Raw genomic sequence first — 19255 nt, 5'->3', positions numbered from 1 at the left:
GAGTCCGTTTCGATGACTGTGCCTGTGCATGTGCTTGTTCTGGGGGGGACTACCGAGGGCCGGCAGCTGGCCGAGAGCCTTGTCGGTGATCCGCGCGTGCGGGTCACGAGTTCCCTCGCCGGGCGCGTGGCCGCTCCCCGGCTTCCGTCCGGTGACGTGCGCGTCGGTGGGTTCGGCGGGGCCGACGGGCTTGCGGAGTGGGTACGTGAGCACCACGTCGATGCGCTTGTCGATGCCACCCACCCCTTCGCCGCCACCATGAGCCGGAACGCGGCCCTGGCCGCCGCGCAGGCCCATGTTCCTCTTCTCGCCCTCCGCCGGCCGGGCTGGGTCGCCCAGGACGGTGACCGCTGGCACTCCGTCGCCTCGCTCGCCGAGGCCGCCGAGCTGCTGCCCGCACTCGGTGAGCGGGTCTTCCTCACCACCGGGCGGATGGGGCTCGCCGCCTTCGCCGAGCTTGATGCGTTGTGGTTTCTTGTGCGGTCCGTCGATGCGCCGGAGCCGCCCTGCCCTTGGAGGATGGAAGTTCTGCTTGATCGGGGGCCGTTCAGCCTTGAAGGTGAGCGGGAGATCATTCGGCGGCATCGGATCGATGTGCTCGTCACCAAGGACAGCGGGGGCGATGCAACCGCCCCCAAGCTCACCGCCGCCCGTGAGGCCGGGATTCCCGTCGTCGTGGTGCGGCGGCCACCGGTTCCCGAAGGGGTGCCGGTGGCCGCTACGGCCGACGAGGCCGTGGAGTGGGTCGCACGGAAGCTCTACGCGGAGGGCCCGGCAGCCTCCGGGTAGCGGCGCGGGGTCCACACGATGGACCTGCCCGTCCCGCCCCGCTCCACCCAGCGCGTCTGCGACGAGCCCACGATCAGCAGCGTCCGCATGTCCACCTCCGCCGGGTCGACATCCGCCAGCCGTACCGTACGTACGTCCTCCGTCGGTCCGCCGACGTCCCGTGCCAGAACGACCGGGGTGTCCGGGGAGCGGTGTTCCAGGAGCAGGTCGCGGGCCTTGGCGACCTGCCACGTACGGGACTTCGAGCCGGGGTTGTACAGCGCGAGCACCAGGTCCGCCGAGGCCGCCGCGCGCAGCCGTTCCGCGATGACCTCCCACGGCTTGAGGCGGTCCGAGAGGGAGATCGTGGCGTAGTCGTGGCCCAGGGGTGCGCCGGCGCGCGCCGCCGCCGCGTTGGCCGCGGTGACGCCGGGCAGGACCCGTACCGGAATGTCCGCGTACTCCTCCTGCGTGGCCACCTCCAGCACCGCCGTCGCCATCGCGAAGACCCCGGGGTCGCCGCCCGAGACCACCGCGACGCGGTGGCCCCGCCGGGCCAGGTCCAGCGCGAACTCGGCGCGTTCCGACTCCACCTTGTTGTCCGAGCCGTGCCGCGCCTGGCCGGGACGGACCGGGACCCGGTCCAGGTAGGTCGTGTAGCCGACCAGGGCGTCGGCCGCCGCCAGGGCGCCCCGCGTTTCCGGCGTCAGCCACAGCGGGCCTGCCGGGCCGGTGCCCACGACGACGACCTCGCCCGAGCCGGCCTGTCCAGAAGGCCTGACCGCGTCCACCCGGCTCGGCAGCACCGCCACCGAGAAGTACGGCACCGACGCCGGGTCGATGTCCGCCAGGTCGCCCGTGCGCTCCCCGGCCATCGTCGCGCGCTCCACGTACCGCGCCTCCGCCAGCCGCCCCGACGCCTCGAACGCCCCGCGCACCGCCGGGAACGTACGCCCCAGCTTCATCACCACCGCGGTGTCGGTGGCGGCGAGACGGGCCGTCAGCTCCTCCTCCGGGAGGGTGCCGGGGAGGATCGTGAGGATCTCCTCGCCCTCGACCAGGGGGGTGCCCAGGCGGGCTGCCGCCGCGCTGACCGAGGTGACGCCCGGGATGACCTCGGTGGCGTACCGGTCCGCCAGGCGCTTGTGCATGTGCATGTACGAGCCGTAGAACATCGGGTCGCCCTCGGCGAGGACCGCGACCGTCCGGCCCGCGTCAAGATGCGCCGCGAGGCGGGCCGCGGCCTTCTCGTAGAACTCCTCCAGCGCGCCCCGGTAGCCGCCCGGGTGGTCCGTGGTCTCCGTCGTGACGGGGTAGACCAGGGGCTCCTCGATGTGGTCCGGGCGCAGGTGCGCCGCCGCGATGGACCGGGCGATCGAACGGCCGTGGCGGGCGCTGTGGTACGCGATGACATCGGCCTCGCCGATGACCTGGACGGCCCGGAGCGTCATCAGGTTCGGGTCGCCGGGGCCCAGCCCGACGCCGTACAGCCTGCCGCCACCACTGTTGATGTCCGTCACTGGGGAGCTCACTACTCTTCCTCGCTGGCTATGGCGTTGATGGCCGCCGCCGCTATCGCGCTGCCGCCGCGCCTGCCCCGCACGATCAGGTGCTCCAGACCCGACGCGTGCCCGGCCAGCGCCTCCTTCGACTCGGCCGCACCGATGAAGCCGACCGGGACGCCGATGACGGCGGCGGGGCGCGGGGCGCCCTCCTCGATCATCTCCAGCAGGCGGAACAGGGCCGTCGGGGCGTTGCCCACCGCGACCACCGCCCCCTCCATCCGGTCCCGCCACAGCTCCAGGGCCGCCGCGCTGCGGGTCGTGCCCATCTTCGCGGCCAGCTCGGGCACGGACGGGTCGGACAGCGTGCACACCACGTCGTTGTTCGCGGGCAGCCGCTTGCGCGTGACTCCGCTGGCCACCATCGCCACATCGCAGAGGATCGGGGCGCCGGAGCGCAGGGCCGCGCGGGCGTCGGCCACGGCGTTCGGCGAGAAGGCGAGGTCCGTCACGAGGTCGACCATGCCGCAGGCGTGGATCATCCGCACGGCGACCTGGCTGACGTCGGCGGGCAGCCCGGCCAGATCCGCCTCCGCGCGGATGGTGGCGAAGGACTGGCGGTAGATCGCCGGTCCGTCCTTCTCGTACTGGTGCACAGTGCTGTCGCTTTCTTCTGCCGGGAGCTCATCAAGGAAGGGTGTAAGGGTGTTCAGGCGCGGGCCGTGGCTACCGCTGCCGCCAGTGCCGCCGGGTCGTTCCTCACGGTCGTCGGAGGGTCCCGGCGCTCTCCCCGTACGTGCGAGATCCGGTGTCCGTCCGGCGTGACGACCACGTCGATCCACTCCCCGTGGGGGTGGCCGCAGCGGCGTTCGCACCCGGACCAGTACACAGGTAGCCGCCCGGGGGGTCCGACGGCGGCCCCCGCTTCGGCCCGTACGTCGGACAGCGACTTCGCGCAGCCCGGGTGGCCGATGCAGGCGCCGACGCCGGTCCAGGGGGAGTCGGGGGCGGTGATCAGGCCTGCCGCGTCCAGGGCGCGGAGTGCCTCCGCCGCCTCGTCCCGGCCGGCTCCGAAGGGGATGACGATCCCGCGCCAGGGGGTGAGCCGCAGCTCGCCGCCGTACCGCCTGGCTGTTTCCGTGAGCAGGCGCCACTGGGTGGGGGTGAGCCTGCCCAGGGGGACACTGGCGGTGATCGCGGAGCCGTGGGGTCCTGGGGCGGGGGGCGTTGCCGTACGCGGGCGGGGGCGGTGGACCGCCGGGCCTGCCGCCGAGCCGATGGTGCGGGCCAGCTCTGCCCGTACGTCGTCGGGCAGGTCCTTCACGCGCCAGGCGCCGGAGTCCCGGGCCGCGCGGAGGAACTCCTCGGCGGCCAGCAGCGCTGCGCGCGGGGCCTCGGCGGCCGGGACCCGGAACACCTCGTCGGCCGCCCCGATCCGCAGCAGGGCGGTCTCCGAGTGGCCCTCCGCGATCAGCGTCACGTCCGCGCCGAGGGCGTCCACGTCGCCCCGGCCGTCGTCCAGGGCGAAGAGGAAGCGGCCGGAGAGGGTGGCGGCGGCCGCCGAACCGCACACCAGGCGGTCCAGCTCGGCCAGCCATGGCCCGAGCGACGGCGAACCGTCCAGGCCTGCCAGCGGCGAGGCCACGATGTTGCGGGCCCGCTCGTGTGCGGCGGAGGGCAGGAGGCCGGCGGCCGTGAGCAGGGCCGCGAGCTCGCCGCCGCACTCCGTACCGAGGCCGCGCAGCTGTACGTTGCCGCGCGAGGTGAGATGCAGCTCACCGTCCCCGAACCGGCCCGCCGCCGTCAGCAGCGCCTCCGCCCGGTCCGCGCTCAGCACGCCGCCGGGGATGCGTACGCGGGCCAGCGCCCCGTCGTCGGCCCGGTGCAGCCGCAGTGTTCCCGGGCAGGCGTCGCCACCGGCACGGGGGGAGACGCCGCCCGCGGAAAGGGGCGAGGGGGCGGAATCGGGCATGGCGGCGAGCATACCGACCGGGCCGGTCCCGGCGGCGGGCCCGCGTCTGTGACCTGCGGGACAGGGGCCCGGCTTCCATGCTCCGACCTGCGGGACAGGGCTCCGGCTCCCGCGCTCCGACCTGCGGGACAGGGAATCGCGGCGACTCACCTCACCGCCCCGCAAACAGTGATCACCACCGCACCCCCGCCCCCTGCCCCGCCCCCACCCCCGCCGCTTAGGATGCAGGCGGTGGTCCGTTCAGGCCGCCATCGCCAGACGGCGACAGGGGAGGAAGCCCGGTGTGATTCCGGCGCGGTCCCGCCACTGTGAGCACGGCCGCCACCACCGGCCGGGCGAGTCAGGAACTCCCTTCCCCGAGCGCCCGGTTTCCGAGCCGAGCGCAGCGCCCGGTCTCCGGACCGGACGAGGGGAGACCCCTCCGACACCGCCCGGGGCGTGGACACCCCGAGGAAGGCCTGACGCAGCATGATCCTGCTCCTGTCGACGTCCGACACCGACCTCCTGAGCGCCCGAGCCTCCGAGGGACCGGTCAGCTACCGGTACGCCAACCCCTCCCGCGTCGACCTCGACGGCCTCCCGGAGCTGCTGGACGGCACCGACCTCGTCGTCGTCCGGCTCCTCGGCGGCGTACGCGCGTGGCAGGAGGGCCTCGACGCCGTGCTGGCCACCGGCCGCCCCGTCGTCGTGCTGACCGGTGAGCAGGCCCCGGACGCCCAGTTGATGGCCGCCTCCACCGTGCCGATCGGTATCGCGGCCGAGGCGCACGCCTACCTCGCGCACGGCGGGCCCGCCAACCTGGAGCAGCTGGCCCGGTTCCTCTCCGACACCGTGCTGCTGACCGGCCACGGCTTCGAGCCGCCCGCCCCGGCCCCCGCGTGGGGCCCGCTGGAGCGGGAGGCCCGTGCGGTGCCCGAGGGCGCGCCGACCGTCGCCGTCCTCTACTACCGCGCCCACCACATGAGCGGGAACACCGCGTTCATCGACGCGCTGTGCACGGCGGTGGAGGACGCGGGAGCCCGGCCCCTCCCGCTGTACGTCGCGTCTCTCCGTACGCCGGAGACCGAGCTGATCGACGAGCTCCGCGCCGCCGACGCCATCGTGACCACCGTCCTCGCGGCGGGCGGCACCCGGCCCGCCGAGGCCTCGGCCGGTGGCGACGACGAGTCGTGGGACGCGGGGGCGCTCACCGGGCTCGATGTGCCGATCCTCCAGGCGCTCTGCCTCACCAGCCCGCGCGCCGCGTGGGAGGAGAACGACGAGGGCGTCTCCCCGCTGGACGCGGCCACCCAGATCGCGGTGCCGGAGTTCGACGGGCGGCTGATCACGGTCCCGTTCTCGTTCAAGGAGATCGACGAGGACGGGCTGCCCGCGTACGTCGCCGACGCCGAGCGGGCCGCCCGGGTCGCCGGGATCGCCGTACGGCACGCGAAGCTGCGGCACATCCCGAACGCGGAGAAGAAGATCGCGCTCGTGCTGTCCGCGTATCCGACCAAGCACTCCAGGATCGGGAACGCCGTCGGTCTCGACACGCCCGCCAGTGCCGTGGCCCTGCTGCGGCGGCTGCGCGCCGAGGGGTACGACTTCGGGCCCGAGGCCGACATCCCGGGGCTGGTCTCCGGCGACGGCGACGAGCTGATCTACGCGCTGATCGAGGCGGGCGGCCACGACCAGGAGTGGCTGACCGACGAGCAGTTGGCCAAGAACCCGGTCCGTATCCCGGCCGCCGACTACCGCCGCTGGTTCGCCACGCTCCCGGAGGAGCTGCGCACCGCCGTGGAGGAGCACTGGGGCCCGGCGCCCGGCGAGATGTTCGTGGACCGGTCCGCCAACCCGGACGGGGACATCGTTCTCGCGGCCCTGCTGCGCGGGAACCTCCTCATCCTCATCCAGCCGCCGCGCGGCTTCGGCGAGAACCCGATCGCGATCTACCACGACCCCGATCTCCCGCCGTCCCACCATTACTTGGCCGCCTACCGCTGGATCGCCGCCTCCGCCGACGACAACGGCTTCGGCGCCGACGCCATGATCCACCTCGGCAAGCACGGGAACCTGGAGTGGCTGCCGGGCAAGAACGCCGGTCTCTCGGCCGCCTGCGGACCGGATGCCGCCCTCGGTGATCTCCCGCTCGTCTACCCGTTCCTGGTGAACGACCCGGGCGAGGGTACGCAGGCCAAGCGGCGCGTCCACGCCACGCTGATCGACCACCTGGTGCCGCCGATGGCCCGCGCCGACAGCTACGGCGACATCGCGCGCCTGGAGCAACTCCTGGACGAGCACGCCCAGATCGCCGCGATGGACCCGGCGAAGCTGCCCGCGATCCGCGCGCAGATCTGGACGCTGATCCAGGCCGCGAAGCTCGACCACGACCTCGGCCTGGAGGACCGGCCGGAGGACGAGGGCTTCGACGACTTCATCATGCATCTCGACGGCTGGCTCTGCGAGATCAAGGACGTCCAGATCCGCGACGGGCTGCATGTGCTGGGCAACCCGCCCGCCGGGAACGACCGGGTCAACCTGGTGCTCGCCGTGCTGCGCGCCCGCCAGATCTGGGGCGGTACGGCGTCGCTGCCGGGGCTCCGCGAGGCGCTCGGGCTCGATGAGTCGGCCGCCACCCGCACGGCCGCCGACACGATCGAGGAGCAGGCCCGCGCGCTCGTCCAGGCTATGGACGACGCCGACTGGGACCCGGCCGCCGTCGCCGGTGTCGCCGCCGGGCTGCCGGACGCGGTGGCCGCCATCCTCACCTTCGCGGCCACCGAGGTCGTCCCGCGCATGGCGGCCACCACCGACGAACTCACGCACGCCGTACACGCGTTGAACGGTGGGTTCGTGCCGGCCGGTCCGTCCGGGTCGCCGCTGCGCGGGCTGGTGAACGTGCTGCCGACCGGACGTAACTTCTACTCGGTCGACCCGAAGGCCGTCCCCTCCAAGCTCGCCTGGGAGACCGGGCAGGCGCTGGCCGAGTCGCTCCTCACCCGCTACCGCACCGACAACGGCGACTGGCCCACCTCCGTCGGTCTCTCCCTCTGGGGCACCAGCGCCATGCGCACGGCGGGCGACGACATCGCCGAAGCCTTCGCGCTCCTCGGCATCCGGCCCGTCTGGGACGACGCCTCGCGCCGCGTGACGGGCCTGGAGCCCATCGCGTACGAGGAGTTGGGCCGCCCCCGTATCGATGTCACGCTCCGCATCTCGGGCTTCTTCCGGGACGCGTTCCCGCACACGATCGGGCTGCTCGACGACGCCGTACGCCTGGCCGCCTCGCTGGACGAGCCCGCCGAGCAGAACTACGTACGGGCGCACACCCAGGCCGACCTGGCCGAGCACGGCGACGAACGCCGGGCCACCACCCGCATCTTCGGCTCGCGCCCCGGCACGTACGGCGCCGGGCTCCTCCAGCTCATCGACTCCCGCGACTGGCGCACCGACGCCGACCTCGCCGAGGTCTACACGGTCTGGGGCGGTTACGCCTACGGCCGCGAGCTCGACGGCCGCCCGGCCCGCGAGGAGATGGAGACCGCGTACAAGCGGATCGAGGTCGCCGCGAAGAACACCGACACCCGCGAGCACGACATCGCGGACTCGGACGACTACTTCCAGTACCACGGCGGCATGGTGGCTACCGTGCGTGCGCTGAAGGGCAAGGCCCCGGAGGCGTACATCGGGGACTCCACCCGCCCCGAGACCGTCCGCACGCGCACCCTGGTCGAGGAGACCTCCCGCGTCTTCCGTGCCCGGGTCGTCAACCCCAAGTGGATCGAGGCGATGCGCCGCCACGGCTACAAGGGCGCGTTCGAGCTCGCGGCCACCGTCGACTACCTCTTCGGGTACGACGCCACGACCGGCGTCGTCGCCGACTGGATGTACGACAAGCTCACCGAGACGTACGTCCTCGACCCGGAGAACCGGCAGTTCCTCCAGGAGGCCAACCCCTGGGCCCTGCACGGGATCGCGGAACGTCTGCTGGAGGCCGAGTCGCGCGGCATGTGGGCCAAGCCGGATCCGGCGGTCCTCGAAGCGCTCCGCCAGGTCTACCTGGAGACCGAAGGCAATCTGGAGGGTGAGGACTGACCTCACCTTCTTCTTCCGGCCTTCCCCCGCCTCTGCCCCGATCCGTCTCCGACCGGCACAATCACGGTCATGGGGACAACGGGGCAGGGGCAGGCCTGGCAGGACGTCGATGAGGCCAACGGGCAGACTGTGCCCAAGCGTTCGGCTCTGAGCGAGTTTCTTGTCGCCCTGCGCCTGACGGTCGTCTCCGCGGTGACCGGAGCGGCGCTCGCCGCCCTCGTCGTCGCCGTGATCATGAAGGATGTGCCCGTCTTCCTCACCGGGGGCGGGGTCCTGGTCGTCCTTATCCTCGTCGGAGTCCTCGCCGGGAGGCGCTCTCCGGCGCGCGAGGGGCCACCGGCCGGCCGGATCGCCCTCGCCCGGATCGAGGACCTGCGGGCGACGAGCGGCGAATCGGCCGACGTACCGGTGAAGTTCCGGCTGACCGTGGCGCCGGAGGACCGGCCGGCGTACCGCGTGAAGATCGACCAGCCCATCAACCTGGTCGACATCCCCGCCTACCGGCCGCGCGGGATCGCGGTCGTGGAGTACCGCCCGGACGAGCCCTGGAACGTGCGGATCGTCACCCGCCCGACCCCGGAGTGGAGCCGCCGGGCGGAGGAGGCGGAGATCGACTCCGCACCCGAGTCGACCCTGGTGGCGGACCCGGGCGTGAGCGAGGGCTCGTGGTGCATGCTGACCCTGTTCGCGTTCCTGGCGGGGGCGGCGCTGGTGGTGCTGCTGTTCCGGGGCGAGCTGTTCACCTCCGGCGGTGACGGTGAGGCCGGGGCGAAGCCGCCGTCCTCCTCCTCGTCCTCCTCCGCCTCCCGTACGTTCTCGACCTCCACCACCGTCTCCGGGCCCTCGGCCTCCCTGCTCACCTTCGGGCGCATGCGGGTGACGGCGATGGAGCTGGAGACCCGGGTGGGCACCGCGTACGTCACCGCGATCACCATCGAGGACCACCGCATGGCGGTGCGCGGCGACTCCACCCGCCCGGTCTCCGAGACCGTGCGCCTCCAGTCCCTCCCGTACGAACTCTTCCCCGGCCTGGTCCGCGAGGCCCGCACGACCCTCGGCGTACGGGACCCCGAGAGCTGGCGCATCGACGTCATCCCGGGCACCGGCGCAGGGGCGGGGCCGAGGGTCCGGGTCACCGTGACCGGCAAGGAGGGCACTGCCCACCTGGACGCGGACGCGACGGCCCGGATCACGGACCGGCGGGCGGTGGGGGAGAGCGGGTGATGCCGGCCCCGGGGCGGAACCCGGGGCCGGCATCACAGGGGGCGTAAGGGAGGCGATGAACCGTGGATCAGTTGGCGTCCACCAGGTGATGGGCGGGAACCTTCACCGTACGGGCGCCCTTCTTCCCTCCGAGGACGACCTTGCGCAGGGCGCTGTTGTTGTCGTGGTTGGTCTCCTTGAGCCGGTTCTCCGGGTTGGCGAGGACCTGGATGTAGTACGTGCCGTTCGGCAGGTCGGTGATGTCGAAGGACTGGCCGGGCAGGTCCTGGGTGTAGGTGTCACCGGAGCCGATGTCGAGCACCTCGCGGACGGAGATCGAGTTCTCCTGGCCGCACGCGGTGGACAGGTCGGTGTTGCCCGGGTGCCAGTTGGCGTTCTTCACCGTGTAGTCGACGGCGTCGGTGTTGGCCAGGCAGAAGGCTTCCTTGCCGCTGCGGACGGTCTCCTTCTGGTCGGCCTTCAGCAGCCGGTAGCTGGCGAAGTCCGTGAAGTGCCAGTGCTCGTGACCGGGGCGCGGGTCCCACTCCATGGTGCCGGTCGGGGTGTAGCCGACCTGCTTGCCGTCGGCGTCGTAGAAGTATTGGTACGCGTCCATCAGCTCCTTGCCCGGGGAGCGGAAGCCGTCCACGACGAGCTTGGCCGGGCCCGCGTTCCACACGTTGGCGCTGAAGGCGAGGTAGTCCTTGCCGGGCACGTCCTCGTAACCGTCGCTGACGGTGATGCCGTACGCGGGCAGCGAGCGCAGGTCGGGCTTGGGCACGTCGGGCACGGTCGCCTTGCCGGCGGGCCGCTTCGCGTTGGGCTGCACACCGGGCGCCTGCCGCGACCCGTCGGTCTGCCCGGTCCGGTCACCGACCGCGGCGGCGGAGAACCCCTGCCGCCCGAGGGCGCCCTTCTCCGCGGCCTGCTTCTTGAGCGCCCAGGGGAGGGCGGGCGGCGCCGGGGGGTAGGGCCCGTGACCGACGTTGTACGTGGACCCGGCGCCGCTCGTCGCGGCGGCGGGGGCGTCGGTACGGGCGGGGGCGCCGTGCCCGGCGTGGCCGGAGGCGGCGGCCGGAGCGGCGGCCGGAGCGGCGGCGGCACCGTGCTCGGAGGCGGCGGTGCCATGGCCGGCGTGGGCGTCGTGCCCGGACTTGGCCGCGGACTTGGAGGAGGCCCCGGCAGAGGACGCGGACACGCCTTCACCGCCCCCCTCACCCTCCCAACTCCGCTCACGAACGGTCACCTTGACGCTCTGCGGCTTGTCCTCGATGCCGAAGAGGTCGCGGTACTTCTTGGTCACGGAGACCTTGGCGGTGTACGTCCCGACGGGCAGCTGGACCGCATCGGAGTAGTACCCGGCGTAGGTGTTGGCCGCCCACCCGTTCTCCACGCCCCACACGGAGCCGAGGGTGAAGGGGTTGACCGGACAGCTCTGCGGATACTTCGAGTTGGCGGGAGCATCGGGCCGCACACGTCCGGACGCGTTGTTGGGACAGAAGGCCTCGGTCTTCTCCAGCACCGACTTCCCCGCCGCGTCGATGACGCTGATCTGCGCGAAGTCCGGCAGCCCGGAGAAGTCCTTCACCAGCCCCGCGGGGAGCGCCTTGGTCTGCGTCTTCTTCCCGTCCCGGATGATCTGCGCGGCGACGACCGGGTCCTTGTAGGACTTACGGGTCACCTTGAGCTCGAAGGCCCCGTTCTCGGAGGTGAGATAGGTCCCGAGATCGAGATAGACCCCGGGATCCTCCTTCCACGAGTCGAGCGTCACCGACGCGGAGGCCGCGATCAGGCTGAGCTTCGGCCCCGGCTGCGCCGTCTTCGCGTCGGGCGCGGCGGCAACGACACCCGCCGTCACGGCGACGGCCGCGGCGATGGCGATCGAGGGGCGGGTGAGGCGGTTGGTGCGGCCCTGCTGGGATCTGGTCATCATTCCTCGTACTTCCGGCTTCCGAGTGCGTGACGGGACGCGGACGAACAGCACGGCCCCAACGCACCTGTGGCGACGCTGTGTCCGGCCTGTGAGAGGCGGTGTTCGGCGCTCGAGGTTGTCCCGGGCCCCCCGGATGGACCAGGGTTGTCCGAAAAGTCATCCTCATCGCGTGGCTCCGTGGACGCCGAAGTGGCTGCTGAGCATTGGCTCTGCCGGGGCGGGGGCTCCACACTTTTCGGCCACGGAGAGCGGAGCGCTAGGAAGCCGACGCCGTCCCTCGGAAAGATGGACGCCATGCTGTATCGGACCCCGACATCACGCTGTATCGGGGGTTCTGATTGCGTTCCGCAAGGGACGGCATCGCTGAAGATTCGGGCGAAGGGATGCCAAGTGGTCCATATATTTATCAACTATCGCAAAGGTGGAGGGGCCTACGCTGCGGCTCTCCTGGACGCGTTGCTGTCGGAACGCTTCGGCGAAGATCAGGCATTTCGGGCAGCGAAGTCAGTAGTCGCTGGTTCTGATTTCGCAGAGTCCATACTGAAAGCCGTGAGCGAATGCCAGGTGATGCTCGTCGTAGTGGATCCTGGTTGGTCAGATAAATTCAACACTCTCAAGGGTAGTTCCCCAGATGCCTTTGACTGGGTTCAGAAGGAGATCGAAGAAGCGTTCAGGCTCAACCGGATAGTCGTCCCCGTGTTGCTGTCCGGGGCTGATCGTTTACGTCAGGATGATCTCCCGGAGTCATTGGTGAGCTTGGCTTTCCTGCAGTAGCTTCGATTTGATTACCGTAATGTTCGGCAGGACTCTATTTATATGGCCGAGCAGTTGGCGCGAGTATCTCCGTCTATCGGGGATCGGTGTGTAGCTCAGCTTCGACGCTCCAGCGGGTTCCGCTCTTTCATGCTCGCACTGGGCAAGGGCTTGGGCCGGGAACAGAGGGCGGATACACTGCCGACGTCCCACGTCTGAGCGGCCCGATCCTGCCTCGTAAACGAGTCCTTTTGGCTATGGGGATCCGAGCCCGCACATTATGTGAGGTCCCGGTGCGGGTGTCACTCTCGGCGTATTTGTGGGCACCGACATGAGCCGATTTTGGCGAGAGCCAGACGGATGGTGAGTCTCCAAGGCGCGTGAGAGGTGGATACGGACGGGACAGGAGCGCCTCATAAGGCGCGACGGAGATTCGGATTGCGCGGGGCGGTATTCGACGTGGGTGAGCGATGCCTAGATCTTGCGGGAGAGTATGGACTTCCGGATGCCTTCCACACCAAGGAGACGGGAAAGGTTCTGGCTGGGATTTGCAGATCGAAGGCCTCAATGTCCACGTGCGTGCGTATGCCCCTTGCGGGGCGAGCGGTCTCGGTCCCCCACGGTGCCTGCCGGTCTGTGAAAGCCGCGCTCGCAGAGATACTCCGATCGTTCGGGCTGAACGGTGTCTGAAGATCTCGCCCTGTCGCGCCCGCCCCTGACGATCAACTGGGCTCAATCCATGCCTGTTTGTGTACTCCGGGCAGTTTCGTCAACCTGCCCGGCGACGGGCCCTGGGTCACCCCCCCCAGCGGCCTCACCTTGACCCGTTCTGGCAGGCCCGGACGACGCCGAGGGCCGTACGCTCCTCGTCCCCGGCGGCGACCGCCCGATCGGCACCTTCCTCCGCGCCCACTCGGCCACCGGCACCCGCCTGCTCGTGGCGTAACCGGGGGCCGTTACGTACAAGATCGAGGAGATCCGTGACGACGCCCGCGTCAGGCTTCTGCCCGTCACGCATCTGACACCGCACCCCTCCGATGGGCCGCGCTGACGGCCGACGTGGAGAGCCGGAACGGCCGACGGCGCTCGGTCATGGCGGACATGACGTACCTCAGCTCCGGGAGCGCGCCCACCGCTCCCGCAGGCGACCTGGTCCGGGACGCCGACGACTACTGCCCGCCGGCCGTCCAGCACCCGCGCATCATCGTGGCCGGCGATCTCCGCTCAGCCCGCTACCAGCGCATCATGACGGCCTTGGGCTCCGGCAGCGAGGCTGCGCTGCACGCCCACTACGCCGCGCGGGATCTTCTGTAGGCGGCGGCCGGCAAAAAGCTCAGGCCCCGCGCGCCCGCAGAATCCCTTCGACGCCCAGGAGGAAGGTCGCAGCGATCGGCTTCGGGTCGGAGAGGCAGCCGGAGGCCATGGCGCCGTCGCGGAGCATGACGAAGTGCCGGCCGGCTTCCTCGGCGGGCCGGTCGCCGACCTGCGCCAGGAACTCGGTGACCGTATCCAGGAACCACTGGCGGTGGGCCAGGACGGCTTGGTGGATGGGGTGGGCGGGTCGGGGTATTCGGCCACCGCGTTGAGGAAGGCGCAGCCGCGGAAGCCGGTGCTCTCGATGCCTCCGGTGATGAACCGGCCGATCGCCCGGACCGCGTCGGCCGCCGACGGCTCACCCGCCCGTACGCCCTCGATGCCGGCCCGGATTCCCCGGTCGGCCCGGTCGAGGTAGGCGAGGACGAGGTCCTCCTTGCCGGTGAAGTGCCCTGCGCAAGCTGTACTTCCTGCGCTTCGCGTTCGCCGCGGTGTGGGCCGCCCTGCTGTTCGCGACCGCCGACACGCTGGGCGCGCTCACGGTCACGCTGCTGGTGATCTACCCCTTGTTCGATGTGGCGTGCGCGGTCGTCGACCTCCGGTCCGCCCGGGCGAACGCCCAACCGGTGCGCGGCCTGTACGTGAACATCGCGCTCAGCACCCTCAGCGGCATCGGCCTCGCCATCGCCGCCACGGCCGGCATCCCCGCCGTCCTGCGTGTCTGGGGCGTCTGGGCCATCACCGCGGGCGTCGTCCAACTCGTCGTCGGCGCTGCCCGCCGCCAACTCGGCGGCCAGTGGGCGATGATCGCCAGCGGGGGCATCTCCACACTCGCCGGCGCCACGTTCCTCGCCCAGGCCGGCAAGGACGGCGCTTCACTCACCGACCTGGCCGGGTACGCCTTCGTCGGCGGCGTCTTCTTCCTCGTCTCCGCGCTCCGCCTGGGACGCACCCGGACGGCGTGACGCGTCGGGGACGGTCGCGGACGTGCCGACCCGTGACGGAGCCGGTCAGCCGGCGAAGCGCGGGACCACCAGGCCGGACTCGTAGGCGATGACCACCGCATGGGTACGGTTCTGCGCGCCGAGCTTGGTCAGCACGTTCCCGACGTGGGTCTTGATCGTCTCCATGCTCACCGTGAGGGACTCCGCGATCTCCGGATTGGAGAGCCCGGTGGCCATCAGCCGCAGCACCTCCTCCTCCCGGACGGTCAGGGCCGCTCGCGGCAGGGCCTGTGCGGAGCCCAGCGGCCGGGCGGCGACCATGCGGCCCAGCGCGGCCGGGAAGAGAACCGCTTCGCCTGCCGCCACCACCCGGACCGCCTCGGCGATCCGGCGGACCGGGAGCCGCTTGAGGACGAAGCCGCTGGCGCCCGCGCTGAGGGCGCCGGTGACATAGCCGTCGTTCTCGAAGGTGGTGATCACCACGACCTTCGGCGGTTCGGCCGCCTCGGCCAGCAGTCGGCGTGTGGCCTCGATCCCGTTGCGACGCGGCATCCGGACGTCCATCAGGACCACGTCCGGCCGCAGGCTCAGCGCCCGGTCGACCGCCTCGACGCCGTCGGAGGCCTCGCCGAGCACCGAGATCCCCGGCTGTGCGGCAAGCAGCATGCTCAGACCGCTGCGGGTCACCTCGTCGTCGTCGGCCACCAGGACGGTGACGGCAGGGCCGGTTTCCGAGGGGAGGGCCGTGCTCCCGTCCGTATCGGATCCGCTCACACCGACGCCCGTACCGGCAGCCGGACGGCCAGCCGCCAGTGCCCCGTACCGTCCGGGCCCGAATCGAACTCCCCCTGCAACAGCCGGACGCGCTCGGCCAGTCCGGGCAGACCGTGGCCGGACGTCGAGAAGGATCCCGGGCCCGGCCCCGTACGTGCTCCGGTCCGGTTGACCACCGCGAGGTCCAGGCCGTCCGGTCCGGCCGTCACCCGGACCTCGATGGGGCCGCCCGCGCCATGCCGCAGCGCGTTCGTCAGCCCCTCCTGGATGATCCGGTAGGCCGCCCGGGAGAGCGTCCCCTGGACCCGGGTCAATTCACCGGACAGCTCCGGTTCCACCACCGCCCCCGTGTGCCGGAGGCGTTCCAGCAGCTCGGGGAGGTCGGCCAGGGTCCGGGTGGGTGCCGTTCCCGACTGTTCCTCCCGCAGCACTCCGAGCGCGTAGTCCAGGTCCTCCAGCGCGGCCCTCGTCGAGTCCTCGATGCTGCGCATGGCGGCCCGCGCCGCGGCCGGGTCGGTGGAGAGCACCTCGCCGGCCACCGCTGCCTGGATGGTGGCCGCCGTCAGCGTGTGCCCGATCGAGTCGTGCAACTCGTGGGCGATCCGGTTGCGTTCGGCCAGCAGCAGCTCCCGCTCGGCGGCCAGCGCGAGCCGTTCGGCCGCCGACGGCCCCAGCAATCGCGGCGCGGACCACCGCAGGATTTTCGTGACCAGGACGCAGACGGCGACCGCCAGCAGGATGCACACGGCAGCCGCCGCCCAGCTCCACCAGCCCGACACCCGGACCGACGTGCCGAAGAGGCTCGCCCGCACCTCGCCGCCGAGCCAGTTCATGGGCAGGGAGAGGCCCATGATGAACAGCACCCCGCTCGCCAGTGCCCCCGTCCACCCGACGGCCGCGTGCAGCACCAGCCAGAGCGGGGTCCGCCAGCGGTCGAGGCCGAGCGGACCGGAGGCCCGGCGACCGGCCGCCGGGTTCGGCAGCGACACCCGCAGCAGCCGGCGGGCCGACACGACCAGCGCTCGCCGTACGGGGCGCGCCAGACCGACCGCCCCGACCAGTGCCGCCCAGACCAGCAGCACCACGACGGTCTGCACGCTCTCGGGGGCGGATGGCCACGACAGCGCCGGCAACAGGGCGAAAGGCAGCAGCGGAAGGCTCGCCAGCGCGCCGCAATAGGCGAACAGCACACCTGAGTACGTGGAGCCGCGCAGCAGCAGCCGAATTCCCCTGTTCATGACGCCAGTATCGCGGGACGGCCCACCGGCGGCCTCCCCCGATCGGGGGAGCGATTTCTCCTGCTTTCCCGCGATGCGGTCAAAGGGCCCCGGAAACAAGGATCGTGCCCCGACCGAACGATTTCTGAGGAGTCGACATATGCGTGCTCGGACACGGCAGAGCCTTCGTTTCCCGACCCGGCAGGGCGGCCGGCGGCGACGGGCCTGGCCGGCCGTCGCCGCGGTGGCCATCGGCGTCATGACGCTGGGAGTCCTCGCCCCGCCCGCCGCCTCCGATTCCGCAGCCCCGGCCGCTGCCGCCGCCAGGCAGGACGCCGTACAGCGGGCGCTGAACACGCTGGTGCGCGATGACGGGATGCCCGCCGCGCTGGCGAGTGTCCAGGACCGCAACGGCCGCGCCCGCACCTACACGGCGGGGGTCGGCGACCTGACCACTGGTGCGAAGGTGCCCAGGGACGGTCAGGTGCGGATCGGCAGCAACACCAAGTCCTTCACGGCGGTTGTGGTGCTGCAACTCGTCGCGGAACGGAGGGTGAGCCTCGACGCCTTCGTGGATACGTACCTGCCCGGCCTCGTCCGAGGGAAGGGTATCGACGGTGGTCGCATCACCGTCCGCCAGCTCCTCCAGCACACCAGCGGACTCCCCGATTACGGCATGCACCTCGACGACGACGAGATCAGGAACCGGTACTTCGAGCCCCGCGAGCTGCTCGACCTAGCCCTCGAGCACCCGGCCACCGCGGCTCCGGGGGAGAGGTGGGGGTACAGCAACACCAACTACGTCCTGGCCGGCCTGATCGTCCAGAAGGTCACCGGCCGCCCCCTCGCCGAAGAGATGGACCGGCGCATCATCAAGCGCATCGGGCTGCGCCACACGTACTTCCCCGCCCCCGGCGAGATGACCATCCGTGAGCCGCACCCCCGGGGATACCACCGCAGCCCGGCGGACGGACCGCTGCGCGACTTCACGGAGATGGACCCCTCCGCGGGCTGGGCGGCAGGACAGCTGATCTCCACCAACTCCGACCTCAACCGCTTCTTCACCGCGCTCCTCGCCGGCCGCCTCCTCCCGGCGGCCCAGCTCGCCGAGATGCGCACGACCATTCCCGCCGGAACCTCCGGCCTCCGCTACGGACTGGGGCTCACCAGCAGGCCACTGTCGTGCGGCGGCGTCTACTGGGGCCACGGCGGCGACATCGCGGGTTACGAGACCCGGGGCGGTGTCACCGAGGACGGCCGCGCCGCCAACGTCGCGGTCACCAGCATCCCGACGGACGAGGCGGCCGCACGGCACGTGAACGACGCCGTGGACAGGGCCCTGTGCGGCTGAACCACGCAACCGGCAACCCGAACAACGTTCCGACGATTCCTCAGGAGTTGACCCATGCGTGGACAGAAACGGCGGGCATACCGCTCGACGGGCCGGCAGCACGGCACCTGGCGACAGATCCTGCCCGCCGCGGTCGCGATGACCGTCGGGCTCATGACGCCGCTGGCCCTGGTACCACCCGACGCCTCGGCCGCCGGGCCGGACGCCGTCCAGCAGAGCCTGAACGCGCTGGTGCGCGACATCGGGACGCCCGCCGCACTGGCGAGCGTAAAGGGCCGTGACGGCCGCGCCCGCACCTACACCGCAGGGGTCGGTGACCTGACCACCGGCGCGAAGGTGCCCAGGGACGGCCAGGTGCGGATCGGCAGCAACACCAAGACCTTCGTCGCCGTCGTCGTACTCCAACTCGTCGCGGAGCGGAGGGTGGGCCTCGACGCCTTCGTGGACACCTACCTGCCCGGCCTCGTCCGAGGAAAGGGCATCGACGGTCGTCGCATCACCATCCGCCAACTCCTCCAGCACACCAGCGGACTCCCCGAGTACACCAGCCATCTCGGGGACGACGCGCGGTACTACGCCCCCCGTGAACTGCTCGCCACAGCACTCCGGCACCCGGCCGACTTCGACCCCGGGAAGAGCTGGAAGTACAGCAACACCAACTACGTGCTCGCCGGCCTGATCGTCCAGAAGGTCACCGGCCGCCCCCTCGCCGACGAGATCGACCGGCGCGTCATCAAGCGCATCGGGCTGGGCCACACCTACTTCCCCGCTCCCGGCGACGCGAGCATCCGAGAGCCTCACCCGCACGGCTACTACGAGGAATCGGCGCAGACGCCGCTGCGCGACATCACGGAGATGGACCCTTCCTGGGGCTGGGCGGCAGGCCAGATGATCTCCACCAACTCCGACCTCAACCGATTCTTCACCGCGCTCCTGGCCGGCCGCCTCCTCCCGCCGGCCCAGCTCGCCCGGATGCGCACCACCGTCCCGGCCGAAGCGACCTTCGGCCCGGGCGCCCGCTACGGCCTGGGACTCGTCAGCCGGCCACTACCGTGCGGCGGCCTCTCCTGGGGCCACGGCGGCAGCTTCCCGGGGTACGAGACCCGCGGCGGCGTCACCGCCGACGGCCGCGCCGCCAACATCGCGGTCACCCTGCAGCTCACCGGCGAGGCGCCCCGGAGAAGTCTGGAACGCGCGGTGGACACCGCCTTGTGCAGCTGAACCCCGCCGAAGGAGCTCCGTGTCCGCGGGGCGACCGGGGAACGCAGAAGGCCCCGACCGGTTTCCCGGTCGGGGCCTTCGACGTATTGCCCGGTGAGAGCAATGGCGGAGGATACGAGATTCGAACTCGTGAGGGGTTGCCCCCAACACGCTTTCCAAGCGTGCGCCCTAGGCCACTAGGCGAATCCTCCGCCGCAAACAATACAAGACGTTGGAGGGTGCTCGCGAA

The 19255-nt window shown here is 71.4% G+C and carries 13 protein-coding genes, 1 tRNA gene, 2 pseudogenes and 1 riboswitch; of the genes and pseudogenes, 8 read left to right on the top strand and 8 right to left on the bottom strand.

Features of this window, described 5'->3' with window-relative positions; genetic code table 11:
- The first annotated feature begins 12 nt into the window (after window positions 1–12).
- Complete coding sequence (locus ACK8N7_RS17320; RefSeq protein WP_500443094.1) at window positions 13–789, top strand: cobalt-precorrin-6A reductase; 777 nt, start codon at window positions 13–15, stop codon at window positions 787–789.
- Here the strand turns inward: ACK8N7_RS17320 and ACK8N7_RS17315 are convergent.
- The 3 genes from ACK8N7_RS17315 to ACK8N7_RS17305 are packed head-to-tail and all read right to left on the bottom strand — an operon-like array spanning window position 759 to window position 4254.
- Window positions 759–2300, bottom strand: a complete 1542-nt coding sequence (locus ACK8N7_RS17315) for a precorrin-2 C(20)-methyltransferase (protein WP_500443092.1) — start codon at window positions 2298–2300, stop codon at window positions 759–761. The genes ACK8N7_RS17320 and ACK8N7_RS17315 overlap by 31 nt on opposite strands.
- On the bottom strand, window positions 2300–2926 hold the full coding sequence (locus tag ACK8N7_RS17310) for a precorrin-8X methylmutase (RefSeq protein WP_015610086.1): 627 nt from the start codon (window positions 2924–2926) through the stop codon (window positions 2300–2302). Before ACK8N7_RS17310 ends, ACK8N7_RS17315 begins: the two co-directional genes overlap by 1 nt.
- 53 nt (window positions 2927–2979) lie before the next feature.
- Window positions 2980–4254: a ferredoxin-like domain-containing protein gene (locus ACK8N7_RS17305; RefSeq protein ID WP_500443090.1), complete on the bottom strand. Its 1275-nt coding sequence runs from the start codon at window positions 4252–4254 to the stop codon at window positions 2980–2982.
- A gap of 258 nt (window positions 4255–4512) precedes the next feature.
- A riboswitch (cobalamin riboswitch) is annotated at window positions 4513–4592 on the top strand.
- A gap of 118 nt (window positions 4593–4710) precedes the next feature.
- Here ACK8N7_RS17305 and cobN point away from each other — a divergent pair.
- Window positions 4711–8316, top strand: coding sequence for a cobaltochelatase subunit CobN (cobN, locus tag ACK8N7_RS17300; RefSeq protein ID WP_500443088.1), 3606 nt, complete (start codon window positions 4711–4713; stop codon window positions 8314–8316).
- Window positions 8317–8385: 69 nt separating this feature from the next.
- A complete protein-coding gene (locus ACK8N7_RS17295; RefSeq protein WP_500443086.1) occupies window positions 8386–9540 on the top strand; it encodes a hypothetical protein in 1155 nt (384 codons plus the stop codon).
- 67 nt (window positions 9541–9607) lie between these two features.
- Here the strand turns inward: ACK8N7_RS17295 and ACK8N7_RS17290 are convergent, their stop codons facing one another.
- Window positions 9608–11452, bottom strand: a complete 1845-nt coding sequence (locus ACK8N7_RS17290; RefSeq protein ID WP_500443084.1) for a lysyl oxidase family protein — start codon at window positions 11450–11452, stop codon at window positions 9608–9610.
- 285 nt (window positions 11453–11737) lie between these two features.
- Here ACK8N7_RS17290 and ACK8N7_RS17285 point away from each other — a divergent pair, with 285 nt between their 5' ends.
- Window positions 11738–12226 carry a TIR domain-containing protein gene (locus ACK8N7_RS17285; protein WP_500443082.1) on the top strand — a complete coding sequence of 163 codons (489 nt, stop codon included), beginning with the start codon at window positions 11738–11740 and terminating at the stop codon, window positions 12224–12226.
- A gap of 756 nt (window positions 12227–12982) precedes the next feature.
- Window positions 12983–13519: pseudogene (locus ACK8N7_RS17280) on the top strand (pyridine nucleotide-disulfide oxidoreductase); the annotation flags it as partial.
- Window positions 13520–13538: 19 nt separating this feature from the next.
- Here ACK8N7_RS17280 and ACK8N7_RS17275 read toward each other — a convergent pair.
- A pseudogene (locus ACK8N7_RS17275) lies at window positions 13539–13969 on the bottom strand (TetR/AcrR family transcriptional regulator); the annotation flags it as partial.
- 2 nt (window positions 13970–13971) lie between these two features.
- On the opposite strand from ACK8N7_RS17275, the gene ACK8N7_RS17270 reads away from it, so the two are divergent.
- Window positions 13972–14484, top strand: coding sequence for a hypothetical protein (locus ACK8N7_RS17270; RefSeq protein WP_500445767.1), 513 nt, complete (start codon window positions 13972–13974; stop codon window positions 14482–14484).
- Between the two features lie 45 nt (window positions 14485–14529).
- Here the strand turns inward: ACK8N7_RS17270 and ACK8N7_RS17265 are convergent, their stop codons facing one another.
- Window positions 14530–15237, bottom strand: a complete 708-nt coding sequence (locus ACK8N7_RS17265; protein ID WP_403218135.1) for a response regulator transcription factor — start codon at window positions 15235–15237, stop codon at window positions 14530–14532.
- Window positions 15234–16475 carry a sensor histidine kinase gene (locus ACK8N7_RS17260; RefSeq protein WP_403218136.1) on the bottom strand — a complete coding sequence of 414 codons (1242 nt, stop codon included), beginning with the start codon at window positions 16473–16475 and terminating at the stop codon, window positions 15234–15236. Before ACK8N7_RS17260 ends, ACK8N7_RS17265 begins: the two co-directional genes overlap by 4 nt.
- Before the next feature lie 139 nt (window positions 16476–16614).
- Between ACK8N7_RS17260 and ACK8N7_RS17255 the strand changes: the two genes are divergently transcribed.
- Both ACK8N7_RS17255 and ACK8N7_RS17250 read left to right on the top strand, forming a co-directional pair.
- The gene (locus ACK8N7_RS17255; protein WP_500443079.1) at window positions 16615–17805 is read left to right on the top strand and encodes a serine hydrolase domain-containing protein; all 1191 of its coding nucleotides are present in this window, start codon (window positions 16615–16617) and stop codon (window positions 17803–17805) included.
- A 54-nt stretch (window positions 17806–17859) separates the two neighbouring features.
- Window positions 17860–19026 carry a serine hydrolase domain-containing protein gene (locus tag ACK8N7_RS17250; protein ID WP_500443077.1) on the top strand — a complete coding sequence of 389 codons (1167 nt, stop codon included), beginning with the start codon at window positions 17860–17862 and terminating at the stop codon, window positions 19024–19026.
- Between the two features lie 103 nt (window positions 19027–19129).
- Here the strand turns inward: ACK8N7_RS17250 and ACK8N7_RS17245 are convergent.
- Window positions 19130–19217, bottom strand: a tRNA-Ser gene (locus ACK8N7_RS17245).
- Window positions 19218–19255: the final 38 nt, after the last annotated feature.

Origin of the sequence: Streptomyces griseobrunneus, from assembly GCF_046713465.1 — a bacterium.
In the GTDB taxonomy this organism is placed as follows: Bacteria; Actinomycetota; Actinomycetes; order Streptomycetales; family Streptomycetaceae; genus Streptomyces; species Streptomyces microflavus.
Note: the sequence above shows the minus strand (reverse complement) of the source record. Positions and strands in the feature narration are given on the sequence as shown.

What these genes read in the sequence shown, in the direction of transcription:
- ACK8N7_RS17320 (WP_500443094.1), top strand. Translation starts at nt 13, where the DNA reads ATGACTGTGCCTGTGCATGTGCTTGTTCTGGGGGGGACTACCGAGGGC.
- ACK8N7_RS17250 (WP_500443077.1), top strand. Translation starts at nt 17,860, where the DNA reads ATGCGTGGACAGAAACGGCGGGCATACCGCTCGACGGGCCGGCAGCAC.
- cobN (WP_500443088.1), top strand. Translation starts at nt 4,711, where the DNA reads ATGATCCTGCTCCTGTCGACGTCCGACACCGACCTCCTGAGCGCCCGA.
- ACK8N7_RS17305 (WP_500443090.1), bottom strand. Translation starts at nt 4,254, where the DNA reads ATGCTCGCCGCCATGCCCGATTCCGCCCCCTCGCCCCTTTCCGCGGGC.
- ACK8N7_RS17260 (WP_403218136.1), bottom strand. Translation starts at nt 16,475, where the DNA reads ATGAACAGGGGAATTCGGCTGCTGCTGCGCGGCTCCACGTACTCAGGT.
- ACK8N7_RS17290 (WP_500443084.1), bottom strand. Translation starts at nt 11,452, where the DNA reads ATGATGACCAGATCCCAGCAGGGCCGCACCAACCGCCTCACCCGCCCC.
- ACK8N7_RS17285 (WP_500443082.1), top strand. Translation starts at nt 11,738, where the DNA reads ATGGACGCCATGCTGTATCGGACCCCGACATCACGCTGTATCGGGGGT.
- ACK8N7_RS17255 (WP_500443079.1), top strand. Translation starts at nt 16,615, where the DNA reads ATGCGTGCTCGGACACGGCAGAGCCTTCGTTTCCCGACCCGGCAGGGC.
- ACK8N7_RS17295 (WP_500443086.1), top strand. Translation starts at nt 8,386, where the DNA reads ATGGGGACAACGGGGCAGGGGCAGGCCTGGCAGGACGTCGATGAGGCC.